Origin of the sequence: Streptomyces venetus (assembly GCF_039540295.1) — a bacterium.
Taxonomy (GTDB): Bacteria; Actinomycetota; Actinomycetes; order Streptomycetales; family Streptomycetaceae; genus Streptomyces; species Streptomyces venetus.
In genome coordinates this window covers 119,587-133,580 of record NZ_BAABET010000009.1, presented here as the reverse complement: position 1 = coordinate 133,580, position 13,994 = coordinate 119,587, and the positions used below count along the sequence as shown (strand labels likewise).

The window sequence follows — 13,994 nt, the reverse complement described above, 5'->3', positions numbered from 1 at the left end:
GGGGTTCCAGGGGGGCGTAGCCCCCTGGAACCGGGGTCGAAGAGGCGGAGCCCCTGGGGACGGGACGGGTAGGGGCGGCGGGGGCGAGAACCTCAGTCCAGCAGCCCGTACCGCATCGCGCCGGCGACCGCCGCCGCCCGGTCGTCCACCCCCAACTTCCCGAACACACGCAGCAGATACGTCTTCACCGTCGACTCGCCGATGAACAGACGGCGCCCGATCTCCGCGTTGGTGCAGCCCTCGGCGACCAGACGCAGCACAGCCGTCTCGCGTTCCGACAGGCGCGGACGCTCCGGCCTGCTGCGCAGCTGATCCACCAGCCGGGCCGCCACGGACGGCGCCAGCACCGTCTCGCCGCGCGCCGCCGCCCGCACGGCCTCCGCGAGTTCCGCACGCGGCAGGTCCTTCAGCAGATAGCCCGCGGCCCCGGCCTCCACGGCCCGCAGGATGTCCCGGTCCGTCTCGTACGTCGTGAGCACGACCACCCGGCACGCCAGCCCCGCCCGCGACATCCGCACGATCGAGTCCACACCCCCACCGCCCGGCATCCGCAGATCCATCAGCACGATGTCGGGCCGTAACCGAGCCGCCAGCACCTCCGCCTGCGGACCGCTGGACGCGTCCGCGACGACCTCCAGGTCGGACTCGGCACTGAGCATCGCCCGCAGCCCCTCCCGCACGACGGGATGGTCGTCGGCCAGGATGATGCGGATCACGACGTCTCCCTCCTCGCCAGCGGCAGCCGGACGGTCACCACCGTGCCGTCACCCGGTGCGCTGTGCACCTCGGCGGTCCCGCCCACCTCGACGGCCCGGGCCCGCAGCCCCGCCAGACCGTATCCGCCCCGGACGGCAGCCGGATCGAACCCGGGCCCGTCGTCCCGTACGGACACGGTGAGCCGGTCGTCGTCGTACGCCAGCGTCACCCCGAGCACCACCGAACTTCCCGCGTGCTTCCGGGCGTTGGCCAGGGCCTCCTGGCAGGCGCGCAGCGCGACCACCTCGGGCCCTGCGGGCAGCACGCGCACCGGTCCGGTCACCTCCAGCGTCGCGTCATGGCGTGCGGCGAGCCGGCCCAGCGCGTCCCGCAGCGACGCGCCGTCCAGGTCGGCGGGCGCACCCCCGGCGACGAGGGCCCGGGCCTCGGCGAGGTTCTGCCGGGCCGTCGCGTCCATCAGGCGTAAGTGCCGCCGCGCCTCGGCCACGTCCTGGTCCAGCTCCGCCTCGACCGCCTGGATCAGCATCACCAGACTGGTGAACCCCTGCGCGAGCGTGTCGTGGATCTCCCGGGCCAGCCGCTCCCGCTCGGCCAGCGCCCCGTGCGCCTCGGACAGCCGGCCGACCTCGTGCCGGCTCGCGTCCAGCTCCGCGATCAGCTCGGCCCGCTCCTGGCTCTGCTCGATGATCCGGATGATCCAGATGCCGACGGCCACCGAGAACACCAGCGTGACCACGGAGAACAGCACGTCGAACGCCACTTCCCGGGCACCGGGCCACCACAGCAGCGCCCAGCCCGCCACGGGCACGAGGTTCATCACGGCCACCGCCACCAGCGCCGACCGCAACCGCAGTGTCATGAAGCACTGGGGGATCAGCGCGAACGTCAGCACCCGTGTCTCCCCGGCGAGAACCGCCGACGGCAGGAACAGCGTCAGCGCCGCGGCCAGATAGCCGATCGCCTGCCGCTGGTCGGGCGGGTCACTCCGGATCAGACGCCGCCCGGCCACCACGTACAGAGGGACGAGCGGGACGAGCAGCGACGCCGCGACCGCGCGGAGCGGCCAGCCGGGCCGCTCCGTGGTGAGCACGTAGGCCACCGTGGCCGCCCAGATCAGCGCGAAGTACGTGTCCCAGAGCCGGAACGAGCGCTCCCACTGGTAGGCGCTCGCGGCATCGCTCATCCGGTGCGCCGGTCCTTGAAGCGGAACGTCAGCAGGCACAGCACCAATCCTCCGACGCACCAGGCGGCGAGCACCAGAGCCACGCGCCCCGTCTCCCAGCTCCCCGCCTGCTCCAGCACCTGCGCCGACTCCGGCAGGAACACCCCCCGCAGCCCCTGGCACATCCACTTCAGCGGGAACAGCGCACCGACCGTCAGCATCCAGTCCGGAACGGTGCCGATGGCGATGTACACCCCGGAGATGAACTGCAGCACCAGGAAGGGCAGGACCACCACGGAACTCGCGCTGTTCGCGGAGGCCGGCACCGAGCTGATGGCGATACCGAGCAGCGCGCACGCCGTGATCCCGAGCACGAAGATCCACGCCAGGTCGAACCAGCGGCCCGCGTCGGACGGCAGGTCCACGTCGTACAGGGTCGTGCCGACGAGCAGCAGGACCACCGTCTCCAGCAGACCGGTGAACAGAACCAGCCAGATCTTGCCGAGGAAGTACGCCGTCGGCGGCATCGGCGTGCCGCGCAGCCGGCGCAGCACCTTGTCCTCCCGCTCGACCGCGATCGAGATGCCCAGCGACTGGAAACTCGTCGACATGATGCCGGCGGCCATCATCGCCGGGACGTACAGCTGCGAGGCGGTGATGCCCGCGCCCTCCACGTCGTCCCGGAAGATCGACGCGAACAGGAACAGGAAGACGACCGGGAAGGCGAAGGTGAACACCACCTGGTCGCGCTGGCGGAAGAACTGCCTGATCTCCAGCGCGCCCCGCCGCAGCCCGAGCCCCCAGGCGCCGGGCAGCCGCCCCACGCCGACCGCATCGCGGCCCCGTACGGCCGTCGTGGTCATGTCCTGTCCTCCTGCCGCTGTCCGGTCAGCCGGAGGTAGACGTCCTCCAGCGTGGGCCGGGTCACCGCCAGACCCGGGATCTCGCCGTCGAAGCGGCACATGAGCTCGGCGATCGTGCGCGTCGGCGCCTCGGTCCGCGCCACGCGCGCGGTGCCGTCCCGCTCCGTCCACTCGACGACGGCCTCACCGCCGAACCTCTCCCGCAACGCCTGCGGCTCGCCCTCGGCGACGATCCGGCCCTGCGCGACGACGGCCAGCCGGTGCGCGAGGGCCTCCGCCTCCTCCAGGTAGTGCGTGGTCAGCAGGATGGTCGTGCCCTCGTCGGCCAGGGCGCGGATCAGCGACCAGAACTGCCGCCGGGCCGCCGGATCGAACCCGGTCGTCGGCTCGTCCAGGAGCAGCAGGTCAGGACCGCCGATCACGCCCAGCGCCACGTCCAGCCGCCGGCGCTGGCCGCCCGACAGCCCCTTGATCCGGCAGTCCGCCTTTGCCTCCAGGCCGACCAGGCCGATGACCTCCTCCGGGTTCCGCGGCCGGGGGTAGTAGCGGGCGAAGTGCCGCACGGTCTCCCGGACCGTCAACTCGGCGGGCGCTGATTCGTCCTGCCAGACGATTCCGACACGTGACCGCCACGCGCGCGTGCCGGACGCCGGGTCCGACCCGAGCACGGACACCTCGCCCGCGTCGCGGCTCCGGTTGCCCTGGAGGATCTCCACCGTGGTGCTCTTGCCCGCGCCGTTGGGCCCGAGCAGGCCGAACACCTCGCCGCGCCGGATGCCCAGGTCGATGCCGTCGACGGCGGTCACGTCGCCGTAGCGCTTGCGCAGCCCCCGCGCCTCCACGGCGAGGTCGTACCCCTGTGCTGTCATACGACGAGCGTCGGCCGGAACCGACCCCTCAGGGACGACCGGGAGGACATGCTTATGTCCACTGAACGGTGGACAGGCGCCCCCGTGCGGCACAATGGCCCTGACCGAAGCAGTCCGGGTCTCGAGTGACGGAATCGGCGGGATGAGCAAGACGACAGTGAAGGACGTCTCCACGGAACCCGAGCCGGAGAGCGCCGAGATCGCGCCCCGTCGCGAGGGCGGCAGCCGGGCCTTCGCCCTGATGCTGATGATCACCGGCGCGGCCGGGCTGCTCGCGGCGTGGGTCATCACGATCGACAAGTTCAAGATCCTCGAGGCCAAGGTCGAGGGCAAGACGTTCACGCCCGGTTGCAGCTTCAACCCCGTCGTCTCCTGCGGCAGCGTCATGGAGAGCAAGCAGGCCGCGGTCTTCGGCTTCCCGAACCCGATGCTCGGCCTCGTCTGCTACGGCATCGTCATCGGCGTCGGCGTGAGTCTGCTCGCCCGCGCCCGCTTCCCGCGCTGGTACTGGCTCACCTTCAACGCCGGCTGCCTCTTCGGCGTCGGCTTCTGCGCGTGGCTGATGTTCCAGTCCCTGTACCGGATCAACGCGCTGTGCCTGTGGTGCTCCCTGGCCTGGGTCGCCACGATCATCATGTTCTGGTACGTGACGTCGTTCAACATCCGCAAGGGCTTCCTGCCCGCCCCGAACTGGCTCAAGAGCTTCTTCGGCGAGTTCACCTGGGTCATGCCCGTGCTGCACATCGGCATCATCGGCATGCTGGTCCTGACCCGCTGGTGGGACTTCTGGACCAGCTGACCCGGGCGGTCCGGGCCCCGGCCGGATTGTCGGTGCGGTGATTTAGGGTTTCTGACGTGGAGCCCGACCTGTTCACCGCCGCAGCCGAAGAACGCCAGGAGAAGGAGCCGTCCAGCAGCCCCCTGGCGGTGCGGATGCGCCCGCGCACCCTCGACGAGGTCGTGGGCCAGCAGCACCTGCTGAAGCCGGGCTCGCCGCTGCGCAGACTGGTCGGAGACGCCTCCGGTCCGGCCGGCCCCTCCTCGGTGCTCCTCTGGGGCCCGCCCGGCACCGGCAAGACCACCCTGGCGTACGTCGTCTCCAAGGCCACCGACGCCCGCTTCGTCGAACTGTCGGCGATCACCGCGGGCGTCAAGGAGGTCCGCGCGGTCATCGACGGCGCCCGCCGCGCCTCCGGCGGGTACGGCAAGGAGACCGTCCTCTTCCTCGACGAGATCCACCGCTTCAGCAAGGCCCAGCAGGACTCCCTGCTCCCGGCCGTGGAGAACCGCTGGGTGACCCTGATCGCCGCGACGACGGAGAACCCGTACTTCTCGGTGATCTCGCCCCTGCTGTCCCGCTCCCTGCTGCTCACCCTCGAACCGCTCACGGACGACGACATCAGGGGCCTCATCCGCCGCGCTCTCAGCGACGAGCGCGGCCTGGGGGACGCCGTCGCCCTCCCCGAGGAGACCGAGAACCACCTCCTGCGCATCGCCGGCGGCGACGCCCGCCGCGCCCTGACCGCCCTGGAGGCGGCCGCCGGAGCCGCCCTCGACAAGGGCGAGGCGGAGATCGGCCTGACCACCTTGGAGGAGACGGTCGACCGGGCCGCCGTGAAGTACGACCGCGACGGCGACCAGCACTACGACGTGGCCAGCGCCCTGATCAAATCCATCCGCGGCTCCGACGTCGACGCCGCCCTGCACTACCTGGCCCGGATGATCGAGGCCGGCGAGGACCCCCGGTTCATCGCCCGGCGCCTGATGATCTCCGCCAGCGAGGACATCGGCCTGGCGGACCCGACCGCCCTGCAGACGGCGGTCGCCGCCGCCCAGGCCGTCGCCATGATCGGCTTCCCCGAGGCCGCCCTCACCCTCAGCCACGCCACCATCGCCCTCGCCCTCGCCCCCAAGTCCAACGCCGCGACCACCGCGATCGGCGCCGCCCTGGAGGACGTCCGCAAGGGCCTCGCCGGCCCGGTGCCCGCGCACCTGCGCGACAGCCACTACAAGGGCGCGACCAAACTCGGCCACGGCCAGGGCTACGTCTACCCGCACGACCTGGCCGAGGGCATCGCCGCCCAGCAGTACGCCCCGGACGCGCTCAAGGACCGCGAGTACTACGAGCCCACCCGGCACGGCGCGGAGGCCCGCTACGCGGACGCCGTCGAGTGGACCCGGAAGAACCTCGGTCGAAAGCGCTCCTGAGCACCCTGTAAACTCGTCCGGAGTGCCGCGTCCCGTGCAGTCAGAACGGGACAGTCGGCCGGAGCCCCGATCCTCCGGGATCGGCTCCAGGAGCGTCGCGCACCGTCGAACGGTGTCGCGGGCAGCCCACCACCACCCGTCGTATGACGGGCCCGGCCGGTGGGCCACTCGCGTGCTGCACGTATGTGCCCAGACCAGGGGAGCGGCTGCCCACCCGGGCCCGACAGGGTCCCAGGCGGGTTTCCCCGGCTGCGGATGCGACCTCCCACAACCCTGACAAGCCGATACAACGAAAGCGAAGAACAGTGGCGAACCAGTCCCGCCCCAAGGTCAAGAAGTCGCGTGCCCTCGGCATCGCGCTGACCCCGAAGGCCGTCAAGTACTTCGAGGCCCGTCCCTACCCGCCGGGTGAGCACGGCCGCGGCCGCAAGCAGAACTCGGACTACAAGGTCCGTCTGCTCGAGAAGCAGCGCCTGCGCGCGCAGTACGACGTGTCCGAGCGCCAGCTCGTCCGCGCCTACGAGCGTGCCAGCAAGGTCCAGGGCAAGACCGGTGAGGCCCTGATCATCGAGCTGGAGCGTCGCCTCGACGCCCTGGTCCTGCGTTCGGGCATCGCCCGCACGATCTACCAGGCCCGTCAGATGGTCGTCCACGGCCACATCGCGGTCAACGGCAAGAAGGTCGACAAGCCCTCCTTCCGTGTCCGTCCGGACGACGTCGTGCAGGTCCGCGACCGCTCCAAGGAGAAGACGCTCTTCACGATCGCCCGTGAGGGTGGCTTCGCTCCCGAGGGCGAGACCCCGCGCTACCTCCAGGTGAACCTCAAGGCCCTGGCGTTCCGCCTGGACCGTGAGCCGAACCGCAAGGAGATCCCGGTGATCTGCGACGAGCAGCTCGTCGTCGAGTACTACGCCCGCTGATCTTCGGCAGGCACGCGGTACAACAGCCCGCCGTCTCCCCGTCCCTCCCGGGCGGGCGAGGCGGCGGGCTTTCGCGAATCCGCCGTCGCCGGGCGGTAATCCGGTACGGAGCCGCACCCCCGGCGCGATAGGCTCGTGGCACGACTTTCTCGTATTCAGGCAGATGTTCAGGCACGTTTCAGGGAGCGGGTGCACACAGTGTCCGGTGGAGAGGTGGCCGGCATCTTGGTGGCCGTCTTCTGGGCGATTCTGGTCTCCTTCCTCGCCGTCGCGCTGGCGAGGCTGGCCCAGACACTCAGAGCGACCACCAAGCTGGTGGCGGACGTGACGGACCAGGCCGTCCCACTGCTGGCCGACGCCTCCTCGGCGGTGCGATCCGCGCAGACCCAGATCGACCGGGTCGACGCGATCGCCTCCGACGTCCAGGAGGTCACGTCGAACGCCTCCGCGCTCTCGACCACCGTCGCCTCCACCTTCGGCGGCCCGCTCGTCAAGGTCGCCGCCTTCGGCTACGGCGTGCGCCGGGCCCTCGGCGGCCGCAAGGAAGAAGCGCCCGCCAAGGCGTCCAGGCGTACCGTGATCGTGGGCCGCACGGTCTCTCGGCGCAGCGCCCGAGGGAAGAGGGACTGAGAGACAGCGATGTTCCGCCGTACCTTCTGGTTCACCACGGGCGTCGCCGCCGGTGTGTGGGCCACCACCAAGGTCAACCGCAAGCTGAAGCAACTCACGCCCGAGAGCCTTGCCAGAACCGCGGGGAACAAGGCGATCGAGGCCGGCCATCGCATCAAGGACCGCGCGGTGGGCTTCGCGCTCGACGTCCGGGACAACATGGCCGTGCGGGAGGCCGAGCTGGGCGACGCCCTCGGGATCAACGAGAATCCCGAACTCCCAGGGCCCCGGCGGTACGCCGCCATCGAGAACCGCAACAACCCCAAGTACGTCGAGGGCTCGACGTACCAGACGTACCCGTACAACCGGAATGAGGACCACTGATGGAGTCGGCTGAGATTCGCCGCCGCTGGTTGAGCTTCTTCGAGGAGCGCGGTCACACCGTCGTCCCTTCGGCGTCGCTCATCGCGGACGACCCGACTCTGCTCCTCGTCCCGGCCGGCATGGTGCCCTTCAAGCCCTACTTCCTGGGTGAGGTCAAGCCGCCCTTCGCCCGCGCCACCAGCGTGCAGAAGTGCGTGCGCACGCCGGACATCGAAGAGGTCGGCAAGACCACCCGGCACGGCACGTTCTTCCAGATGTGCGGCAACTTCTCCTTCGGCGACTACTTCAAGGAAGGCGCCATCACGTACGCCTGGGAGCTGCTCACCAGCCCCCAGGACAAGGGCGGTTACGGCCTCGACCCCGAGCGCCTGTGGATCACCGTCTACAAGGACGACGACGAGGCCGAGCGCATCTGGCACGAGGTCGTCGGGGTGCCGAAGGAGCGCATCCAGCGCCTGGGCAAGAAGGACAACTACTGGGACATGGGCGTCCCCGGCCCCTGCGGCCCCTGTTCCGAGATCAACTACGACCGCGGCCCCGAGTTCGGCGCCGAGGGCGGCCCCGCCGTCAACGACGAGCGGTACGTGGAGATCTGGAACCTCGTCTTCATGCAGTACGAGCGAGGTGAGGGCCCGGGCAAGGACTACCCGATCCTCGGCGAACTGCCCAGCAAGAACATCGACACCGGCCTCGGCCTCGAGCGCCTCGCCATGATTCTGCAGGGCGTGCAGAACATGTACGAGATCGACACCTCCATGGCCGTCATCAACAAGGCCACCGAGCTGACCGGCGTCCGCTACGGCGACGCCCACGCCTCGGACGTCTCCCTGCGCGTGGTCACCGACCACATGCGCACCTCGGTGATGCTCATCGGCGACGGCGTCACCCCCGGCAACGAGGGCCGCGGCTATGTGCTGCGCCGCATCATGCGCCGCGCCATCCGCAACATGCGCCTGCTCGGCGCCACCGGTCCGGTCGTCAAGGACCTGATCGACACCGTGATCGAGATGATGGGCCAGCAGTACCCCGAGCTCATCACCGACCGCGAGCGCATCGAGAAGGTCGCCCTCGCCGAGGAGAACGCCTTCCTCAAGACGCTGAAGGCCGGCACCAACATCCTCGACACGGCCGTCACCGACACCAAGGCCTCCGGCTCCACGGTGCTGCCCGGCGACAAGGCCTTCCTGCTCCACGACACCTGGGGCTTCCCGATCGACCTCACCCTCGAGATGGCCGCCGAGCAGGGCCTCTCCGTGGACGAGGACGGCTTCCGCCGCCTGATGAAGGAGCAGCGGGAGCGCGCCAAGGCCGACGCCCAGGCCAAGAAGACCGGGCACGCCGGCGCCGGTGCCTATCGCGAGATCGCCGACCAGGCCGGTGCCACCGACTTCATCGGCTACACCGACACCGAGAGCGAGTCCACGATCGTCGGCATCCTCGTCGACGGCGCCTCCTCCCCGGCCGCCACCGAGGGCGACGAGGTCGAGATCGTCCTCGACCGCACCCCCTTCTACGCCGAGGGCGGCGGCCAGATCGGCGACACCGGCCGCATCAAGGTCGACACCGGTGCCGTCATCGAGATCCGCGACTGCCAGAAGCCGGTCCCGGGGGTCTACGTCCACAAGGGCGTCGTCCAGGTCGGCGAGGTCACCGTCGGTGCCAAGGCCCACGCCTCGATCGACGGCCGCCGCCGCAAGGCCATCGCCCGCGCCCACTCGGCCACGCACCTGACCCACCAGGCCCTGCGCGACGCCCTCGGCCCGACGGCCGCTCAGGCCGGTTCCGAGAACCAGCCCGGCCGCTTCCGCTTCGACTTCGGCTCCCCGTCCGCCGTCCCGACGGCCGTGATGACCGACGTCGAGCAGAAGATCAACGAGGTGCTCGCCCGCGACCTCGACGTCCGCGCCGACGTCATGGGCATCGACGAGGCCAAGAAGCAGGGTGCCATCGCCGAGTTCGGCGAGAAGTACGGCGAGCGCGTCCGCGTGGTCACCATCGGTGACTTCTCCAAGGAACTGTGCGGCGGCACGCACGTGCACAACACCGCCCAGCTGGGCCTGGTGAAGCTGCTCGGCGAATCCTCCATCGGCTCGGGTGTCCGCCGTATCGAGGCCCTGGTCGGCGTGGACGCCTACAACTTCCTCGCCCGGGAGCACACCGTGGTCGCCCAGCTCCAGGAGCTGATCAAGGGCCGCCCGGAGGAGCTCCCGGAGAAGGTCTCCGCCATGCTCGGCAAGCTGAAGGACGCCGAGAAGGAGATCGAGAAGTTCCGCGCCGAGAAGGTCCTCCAGGCCGCCGCCGGTCTCGCCGAGTCCGCCAAGGACGTCCGTGGCGTTGCTGTCGTGACCGGTCAGGTCCCCGACGGCACGACCGCCGACGACCTGCGCAAGCTCGTCCTCGACGTGCGCGGACGCATCCAGGGCGGGCGGGCCGCCGTCGTCGCCCTGTTCACGGTGGCGAACGGCAAGCCGCTCACGGTCATCGCCACCAACGAGGCCGCCCGCGAGCGGGGCCTGAAGGCGGGCGACCTGGTCCGTACGGCCGCCAAGACCCTCGGTGGCGGCGGTGGCGGCAAGCCGGACGTCGCCCAGGGCGGCGGCCAGAACCCGGCCGCCGTGGGTGACGCCGTCGACGCCGTCGAGCGCCTGGTCGCCGAGACGGCCAAGTAAGAATCGGGTCAAGAAGATGCGCAGAGGACGTCGACTCGCGATCGACGTCGGGGACGCCCGGATCGGGGTCGCCTCGTGCGACCCCGACGGGATCCTCGCCACCCCGGTGGAGACAGTCCCCGGGCGTGACATCCCCGCAGCCCAGCGGCGGTTGAAGAGCCTGGTCGAGGAGTACGAGCCGATCGAGGTCGTGGTCGGTCTCCCGCGTTCCCTCAAGGGGGGCGAGGGACCGGCCGCGGTCAAGGTCCGGGGCTTCGTCCAGGAACTCGCCCGTATGATCTCCCCGGTTCCGGTGAGACTCGTGGACGAGCGCATGACGACGGTGACGGCCAGTCAGGGACTGCGCGCCTCGGGCGTGAAGTCCAAGAAGGGGCGGTCCGTCATCGACCAGGCAGCGGCCGTGGTCATCCTGCAACAGGCGCTTGAATCCGAACGGGTGTCAGGTAAAGCACCCGGCGAAGCCGTCGAAGTGGTCATCTGATCGCGATACGGTAACGTTCCGCGCGACGCGGCGGCGTTCGAACGGTCCCGCCGCACAGCAAGAGGCGATACGGGAGCGGAGCCGGAAGCCGCGTGACCGCCGCCTCGCGGCTCTAGGGGATCGATGACTGAGTATGGCCGGGGCCAAGGCTCCGAACCGTGGCATCCGGAGGACCCGTTGTACGGGGACGGCGGATGGGGCGGACAGCAGGCCCACCAGGGCCCGCAGTCCCCCTACGACGGCCAGCCGCAGCACTATCCGGAGCAGCAGCAGTACGACGACTGGGGCACCGGCGAACAGGCCGGATACGGTCAGGCGCAGCAGCAGTACCAGCAGTACGCGCAGCACCAGTACGACCAGCAGCAATACGACCAGCGGAACTACGACCCGCAGTACGCCGTACAGACGCAGCAGGGCTACGACTCCGGCACCTGGGCCACCGGCTCGCACGGCCAGGTCCCCTACCCGCCGGATCCGGCCGACCCCTACGGGCAGCAGACCGGGCCGTACGGCGGGGACCAGCGCGACCACTACGGCACGCCGGACGCGTACCCGCCCCCCGAGCCGCCGAGCCGCCGGAACGCGGAACCGGAGCCGCTCGAGACCGACTGGGACCCCGGCCCGGACCAGGGCGAGCACGCCTTCTTCGCGGGCGGCGACGACGAGGACGACGAAGCGGGGGACCGCCGCGGACGCGGCGACGACCAGCGAGGCCGCGGCGGCAAGCCCAAGAAACGCCGCAACGGCATGGCCTGCCTGCTGGTCGCCCTGGTGCTCGGCGGAGGCCTCGCGGGCGCGGGCTACTTCGGCTACCAGTTCTACAAGGACCGTTTCGGTGACGCCCCGGACTTCGCGGGCGACGGCAGCGGGCAGGAAGTGTCCGTCGAGATCCCCGAGGGCGCGGACGGCTACGCGATCGGACGGGCGCTGAAGTCCGCAGGTGTCGTCAAGAGCGTCGACGCCTTCGTCTCGGCCCAGGCCGGCAACCCCGACGGCCGCGCCATCCAGGCCGGCGTCTACACGCTGCACAAGCAAATGTCGGCCGCCAGTGCGGTCGAACTGATGCTCAGCCCCGAGAGCCGCGACAACCTGATCATCGCCGAGGGCAAGCGCAACGCCGACATCTACCGGCTCATCGACAAGCGGCTGAAGGTCGCGGACGGCACCACCGCGGCGGTCGCCAAGAAGGACTACAGGCAGCTGGGCCTGCCCGCCTGGGCCCAGAACCACCCGGGCGTCAAGGACCCCCTGGAAGGCTTCCTGTATCCGTCCAGCTACGGCGTGAGCAAGGGCCAGAAGCCCGAGGACGTCCTGAAGCAGATGGTCCGGCGGGCCACCGCGACGTACGAGAAGCTCGGTGTGGAGAAGAAGGCCCAGAGCCTCGGGCTCGAAAACCCGTGGCAGCTGGTCACCGTCGCGAGCCTCGCCCAGGCCGAGGGCACGAGCCACGACGACTTCCGCAAGATGGCCGAGGTCGTCTACAACCGGATGAAGCCCGGCAACCCGCAGACGAACGGCATGCTGGAGTTCGACTCCACCTACAACTACATCAAGAACCAGAGCAAGATCGACCTGAGCCTGAGCGAACTGCGGAACTACGACAACCCGTACAACACGTACTTCCACAAGGGACTGCCGCCGGGCCCGATCGACAACCCGGGCGAGGAAGCGATCAAGGGCGCCCTCAGCCCGACGGACGACGGCTGGTACTACTTCATCTCGCTCGACGGCAAGACCAGCAAGTTCACGAAGACGAACGCCGAACACCAGAAGCTGGTGGACCAGTTCAACGCCTCGCGGAACAACTGAGGAACTCCTGATGGCCGCACCACGCCGGGCCGCCGTGCTCGGTTCCCCGATCGCGCACTCGCTCTCCCCGGTCCTGCACCGAGCCGCCTACCAGGAGTTGGGCCTGGCCGGCTGGACGTACGACAGGTTCGAGGTCGACGAGGCCGGGCTGCCCGGGTTCTTCGAGACGCTCGGCGCCGAGTGGGCGGGGCTCTCGCTGACCATGCCGCTGAAGCGGGCCGTGATCCCGCTGCTCGACGAGATCAGCGACACCGCGGCCTCTGTCGACGCGGTCAACACCGTCGTCCTCACCGAGGACGGCCGCAGGACCGGCGACAACACCGACGTCCCCGGAATGGTCGCGGCTCTGCGCGAGCACGGCATCGACAAGGTCGACGCCGCCGCGATCCTCGGAGCGGGCGCCACCGCCTCGTCCGCGCTGGCCGCGCTGGCCCGGATCTGCCCGGGCGAGATCGCCGTCTACGTGCGCAGTGAGGCCCGGGCCGCCGAGATGCGGCAGTGGGCCGAGCGGCTGGAGATCACGGTACGCGTCGCCGACTGGGCGGACGCCGAGCAGGCCCTGCGCGCGCCCCTGGTGATCAGCACCACCCCGGCCGGTGTCACCGACGCCCTCGCCCGGTCCGTGCCGGAGCGCCCGGCGGCCCTCTTCGACGTGCTCTACCACCCGTGGCCGACCGACCTCGCGGCCCGCTGGTCCTCGTACGGCGGGGCCGTCGTCAGCGGTCTCGACCTGCTGGTGCACCAGGCCGTGCTCCAGGTCGAGCAGATGACGGGGCTGGCCCCGGCGCCCCTGGACGCCATGCGAAAAGCGGGCGAACGCGCTCTCGCGGCCCGCTAGGATCCGCTCTCGGTTCCGCAGGGGGCGGAACAGGGGAGGGGAACGCACACCATGTCCACAGGCCTGCCTCAGGCTTCCGCCAAGTCCCAGATCTTCGAGGCCCTGCTGGGATTCCTGCCCGACTGGGTGCAGATTACGGTGATCGCCCTGATCGTCCTCGCCGTCGTGGCGTCCTGGGCCGTGAAGATCAAGCGGAAGGTCGCCTACCGCCGCGCCGTCCGGGGCGGACAGCCGGTCCACGCCGCGGCGCGGTACGGACAGGGACGCGGGGCGGACTACCTGGGGGAGTACGCCCCGCCGCCCGCGCAGTCCGCATCGCAGCCGAGCGGCGCCGACTTCCTGGGCGCGTACGCGCCGCAGCGGTCCGGCACCGACGGCCCGGCCCCGGGCACGTCCGCCTGATGGACCGGCGGCCGGACGCACGGCGGGACATGGGAGGATCGGAGGTGGCGTACCGGGGTCCGA

Annotated in this window: 14 protein-coding genes; 10 read left to right on the top strand and 4 right to left on the bottom strand. The window is 70.4% G+C overall.

Annotated features, from left to right (window positions below):
* Nucleotides 1-92: 92 nt before the first annotated feature.
* From ABEA82_RS27980 to ABEA82_RS27965, 4 genes are read right to left on the bottom strand one after another with little or no spacing between them, the layout of a single operon-like run.
* The gene (locus ABEA82_RS27980; RefSeq protein ID WP_345664462.1) at nt 93-716 is read right to left on the bottom strand and encodes a response regulator; all 624 of its coding nucleotides are present in this window, start codon (nt 714-716) and stop codon (nt 93-95) included.
* Nucleotides 713-1,900: a sensor histidine kinase gene (locus ABEA82_RS27975; protein ID WP_345664461.1), complete on the bottom strand. Its 1,188-nt coding sequence runs from the start codon at nt 1,898-1,900 to the stop codon at nt 713-715. Before ABEA82_RS27975 ends, ABEA82_RS27980 begins: the two co-directional genes overlap by 4 nt.
* Nucleotides 1,897-2,742 carry an ABC transporter permease gene (locus ABEA82_RS27970; RefSeq protein WP_345664460.1) on the bottom strand — a complete coding sequence of 282 codons (846 nt, stop codon included), beginning with the start codon at nt 2,740-2,742 and terminating at the stop codon, nt 1,897-1,899. Before ABEA82_RS27970 ends, ABEA82_RS27975 begins: the two co-directional genes overlap by 4 nt.
* Nucleotides 2,739-3,611: an ABC transporter ATP-binding protein gene (locus ABEA82_RS27965; RefSeq protein ID WP_345664459.1), complete on the bottom strand. Its 873-nt coding sequence runs from the start codon at nt 3,609-3,611 to the stop codon at nt 2,739-2,741. Before ABEA82_RS27965 ends, ABEA82_RS27970 begins: the two co-directional genes overlap by 4 nt.
* Before the next feature lie 142 nt (nt 3,612-3,753).
* On the opposite strand from ABEA82_RS27965, the gene ABEA82_RS27960 reads away from it, so the two are divergent.
* From ABEA82_RS27960 to ABEA82_RS27915, 10 genes are all read left to right on the top strand, one after another.
* Nucleotides 3,754-4,410 (top strand): vitamin K epoxide reductase family protein, encoded by a 657-nt coding sequence (locus tag ABEA82_RS27960; protein WP_345664458.1) that lies wholly within the window; start codon nt 3,754-3,756, stop codon nt 4,408-4,410.
* A gap of 56 nt (nt 4,411-4,466) precedes the next feature.
* Complete coding sequence (locus ABEA82_RS27955; protein ID WP_345664457.1) at nt 4,467-5,819, top strand: replication-associated recombination protein A; 1,353 nt, start codon at nt 4,467-4,469, stop codon at nt 5,817-5,819.
* A gap of 305 nt (nt 5,820-6,124) precedes the next feature.
* Complete coding sequence (rpsD, locus tag ABEA82_RS27950) at nt 6,125-6,739, top strand: 30S ribosomal protein S4 (RefSeq protein WP_345664456.1); 615 nt, start codon at nt 6,125-6,127, stop codon at nt 6,737-6,739.
* Nucleotides 6,740-6,928: 189 nt separating this feature from the next.
* Nucleotides 6,929-7,369, top strand: a complete 441-nt coding sequence (locus ABEA82_RS27945; RefSeq protein ID WP_345664455.1) for a DUF948 domain-containing protein — start codon at nt 6,929-6,931, stop codon at nt 7,367-7,369.
* A 9-nt stretch (nt 7,370-7,378) separates the two neighbouring features.
* Entirely contained in the window at nt 7,379-7,732 is a 354-nt protein-coding gene (locus ABEA82_RS27940) for a hypothetical protein (RefSeq protein ID WP_248508222.1), read from the top strand.
* Nucleotides 7,732-10,401 (top strand): alanine--tRNA ligase, encoded by a 2,670-nt coding sequence (gene alaS / locus ABEA82_RS27935; RefSeq protein ID WP_345664454.1) that lies wholly within the window; start codon nt 7,732-7,734, stop codon nt 10,399-10,401. The genes ABEA82_RS27940 and alaS overlap by 1 nt, the downstream gene beginning before the upstream one ends.
* Nucleotides 10,402-10,417: 16 nt before the next feature.
* Nucleotides 10,418-10,882, top strand: coding sequence for a Holliday junction resolvase RuvX (gene ruvX, locus ABEA82_RS27930; RefSeq protein ID WP_345664453.1), 465 nt, complete (start codon nt 10,418-10,420; stop codon nt 10,880-10,882).
* Nucleotides 10,883-11,005: 123 nt separating this feature from the next.
* The gene (gene mltG, locus ABEA82_RS27925) at nt 11,006-12,691 is read left to right on the top strand and encodes an endolytic transglycosylase MltG (RefSeq protein ID WP_345664452.1); all 1,686 of its coding nucleotides are present in this window, start codon (nt 11,006-11,008) and stop codon (nt 12,689-12,691) included.
* A gap of 10 nt (nt 12,692-12,701) precedes the next feature.
* The gene (locus tag ABEA82_RS27920) at nt 12,702-13,529 is read left to right on the top strand and encodes a shikimate dehydrogenase (RefSeq protein WP_345664451.1); all 828 of its coding nucleotides are present in this window, start codon (nt 12,702-12,704) and stop codon (nt 13,527-13,529) included.
* 51 nt (nt 13,530-13,580) lie between these two features.
* Complete coding sequence (locus ABEA82_RS27915) at nt 13,581-13,931, top strand: hypothetical protein (protein WP_345664450.1); 351 nt, start codon at nt 13,581-13,583, stop codon at nt 13,929-13,931.
* The last annotated feature ends 63 nt before the right edge of the window (nt 13,932-13,994 follow it).

What these genes read in the sequence shown, in the direction of transcription:
- mltG (WP_345664452.1), top strand. Translation starts at nt 11,006, where the DNA reads ATGACTGAGTATGGCCGGGGCCAAGGCTCCGAACCGTGGCATCCGGAG.
- ABEA82_RS27965 (WP_345664459.1), bottom strand. Translation starts at nt 3,611, where the DNA reads ATGACAGCACAGGGGTACGACCTCGCCGTGGAGGCGCGGGGGCTGCGC.
- ABEA82_RS27920 (WP_345664451.1), top strand. Translation starts at nt 12,702, where the DNA reads ATGGCCGCACCACGCCGGGCCGCCGTGCTCGGTTCCCCGATCGCGCAC.
- ABEA82_RS27915 (WP_345664450.1), top strand. Translation starts at nt 13,581, where the DNA reads ATGTCCACAGGCCTGCCTCAGGCTTCCGCCAAGTCCCAGATCTTCGAG.
- alaS (WP_345664454.1), top strand. Translation starts at nt 7,732, where the DNA reads ATGGAGTCGGCTGAGATTCGCCGCCGCTGGTTGAGCTTCTTCGAGGAG.
- ABEA82_RS27970 (WP_345664460.1), bottom strand. Translation starts at nt 2,742, where the DNA reads ATGACCACGACGGCCGTACGGGGCCGCGATGCGGTCGGCGTGGGGCGG.
- ABEA82_RS27940 (WP_248508222.1), top strand. Translation starts at nt 7,379, where the DNA reads ATGTTCCGCCGTACCTTCTGGTTCACCACGGGCGTCGCCGCCGGTGTG.
- ABEA82_RS27975 (WP_345664461.1), bottom strand. Translation starts at nt 1,900, where the DNA reads ATGAGCGATGCCGCGAGCGCCTACCAGTGGGAGCGCTCGTTCCGGCTC.
- ABEA82_RS27960 (WP_345664458.1), top strand. Translation starts at nt 3,754, where the DNA reads ATGAGCAAGACGACAGTGAAGGACGTCTCCACGGAACCCGAGCCGGAG.
- ruvX (WP_345664453.1), top strand. Translation starts at nt 10,418, where the DNA reads ATGCGCAGAGGACGTCGACTCGCGATCGACGTCGGGGACGCCCGGATC.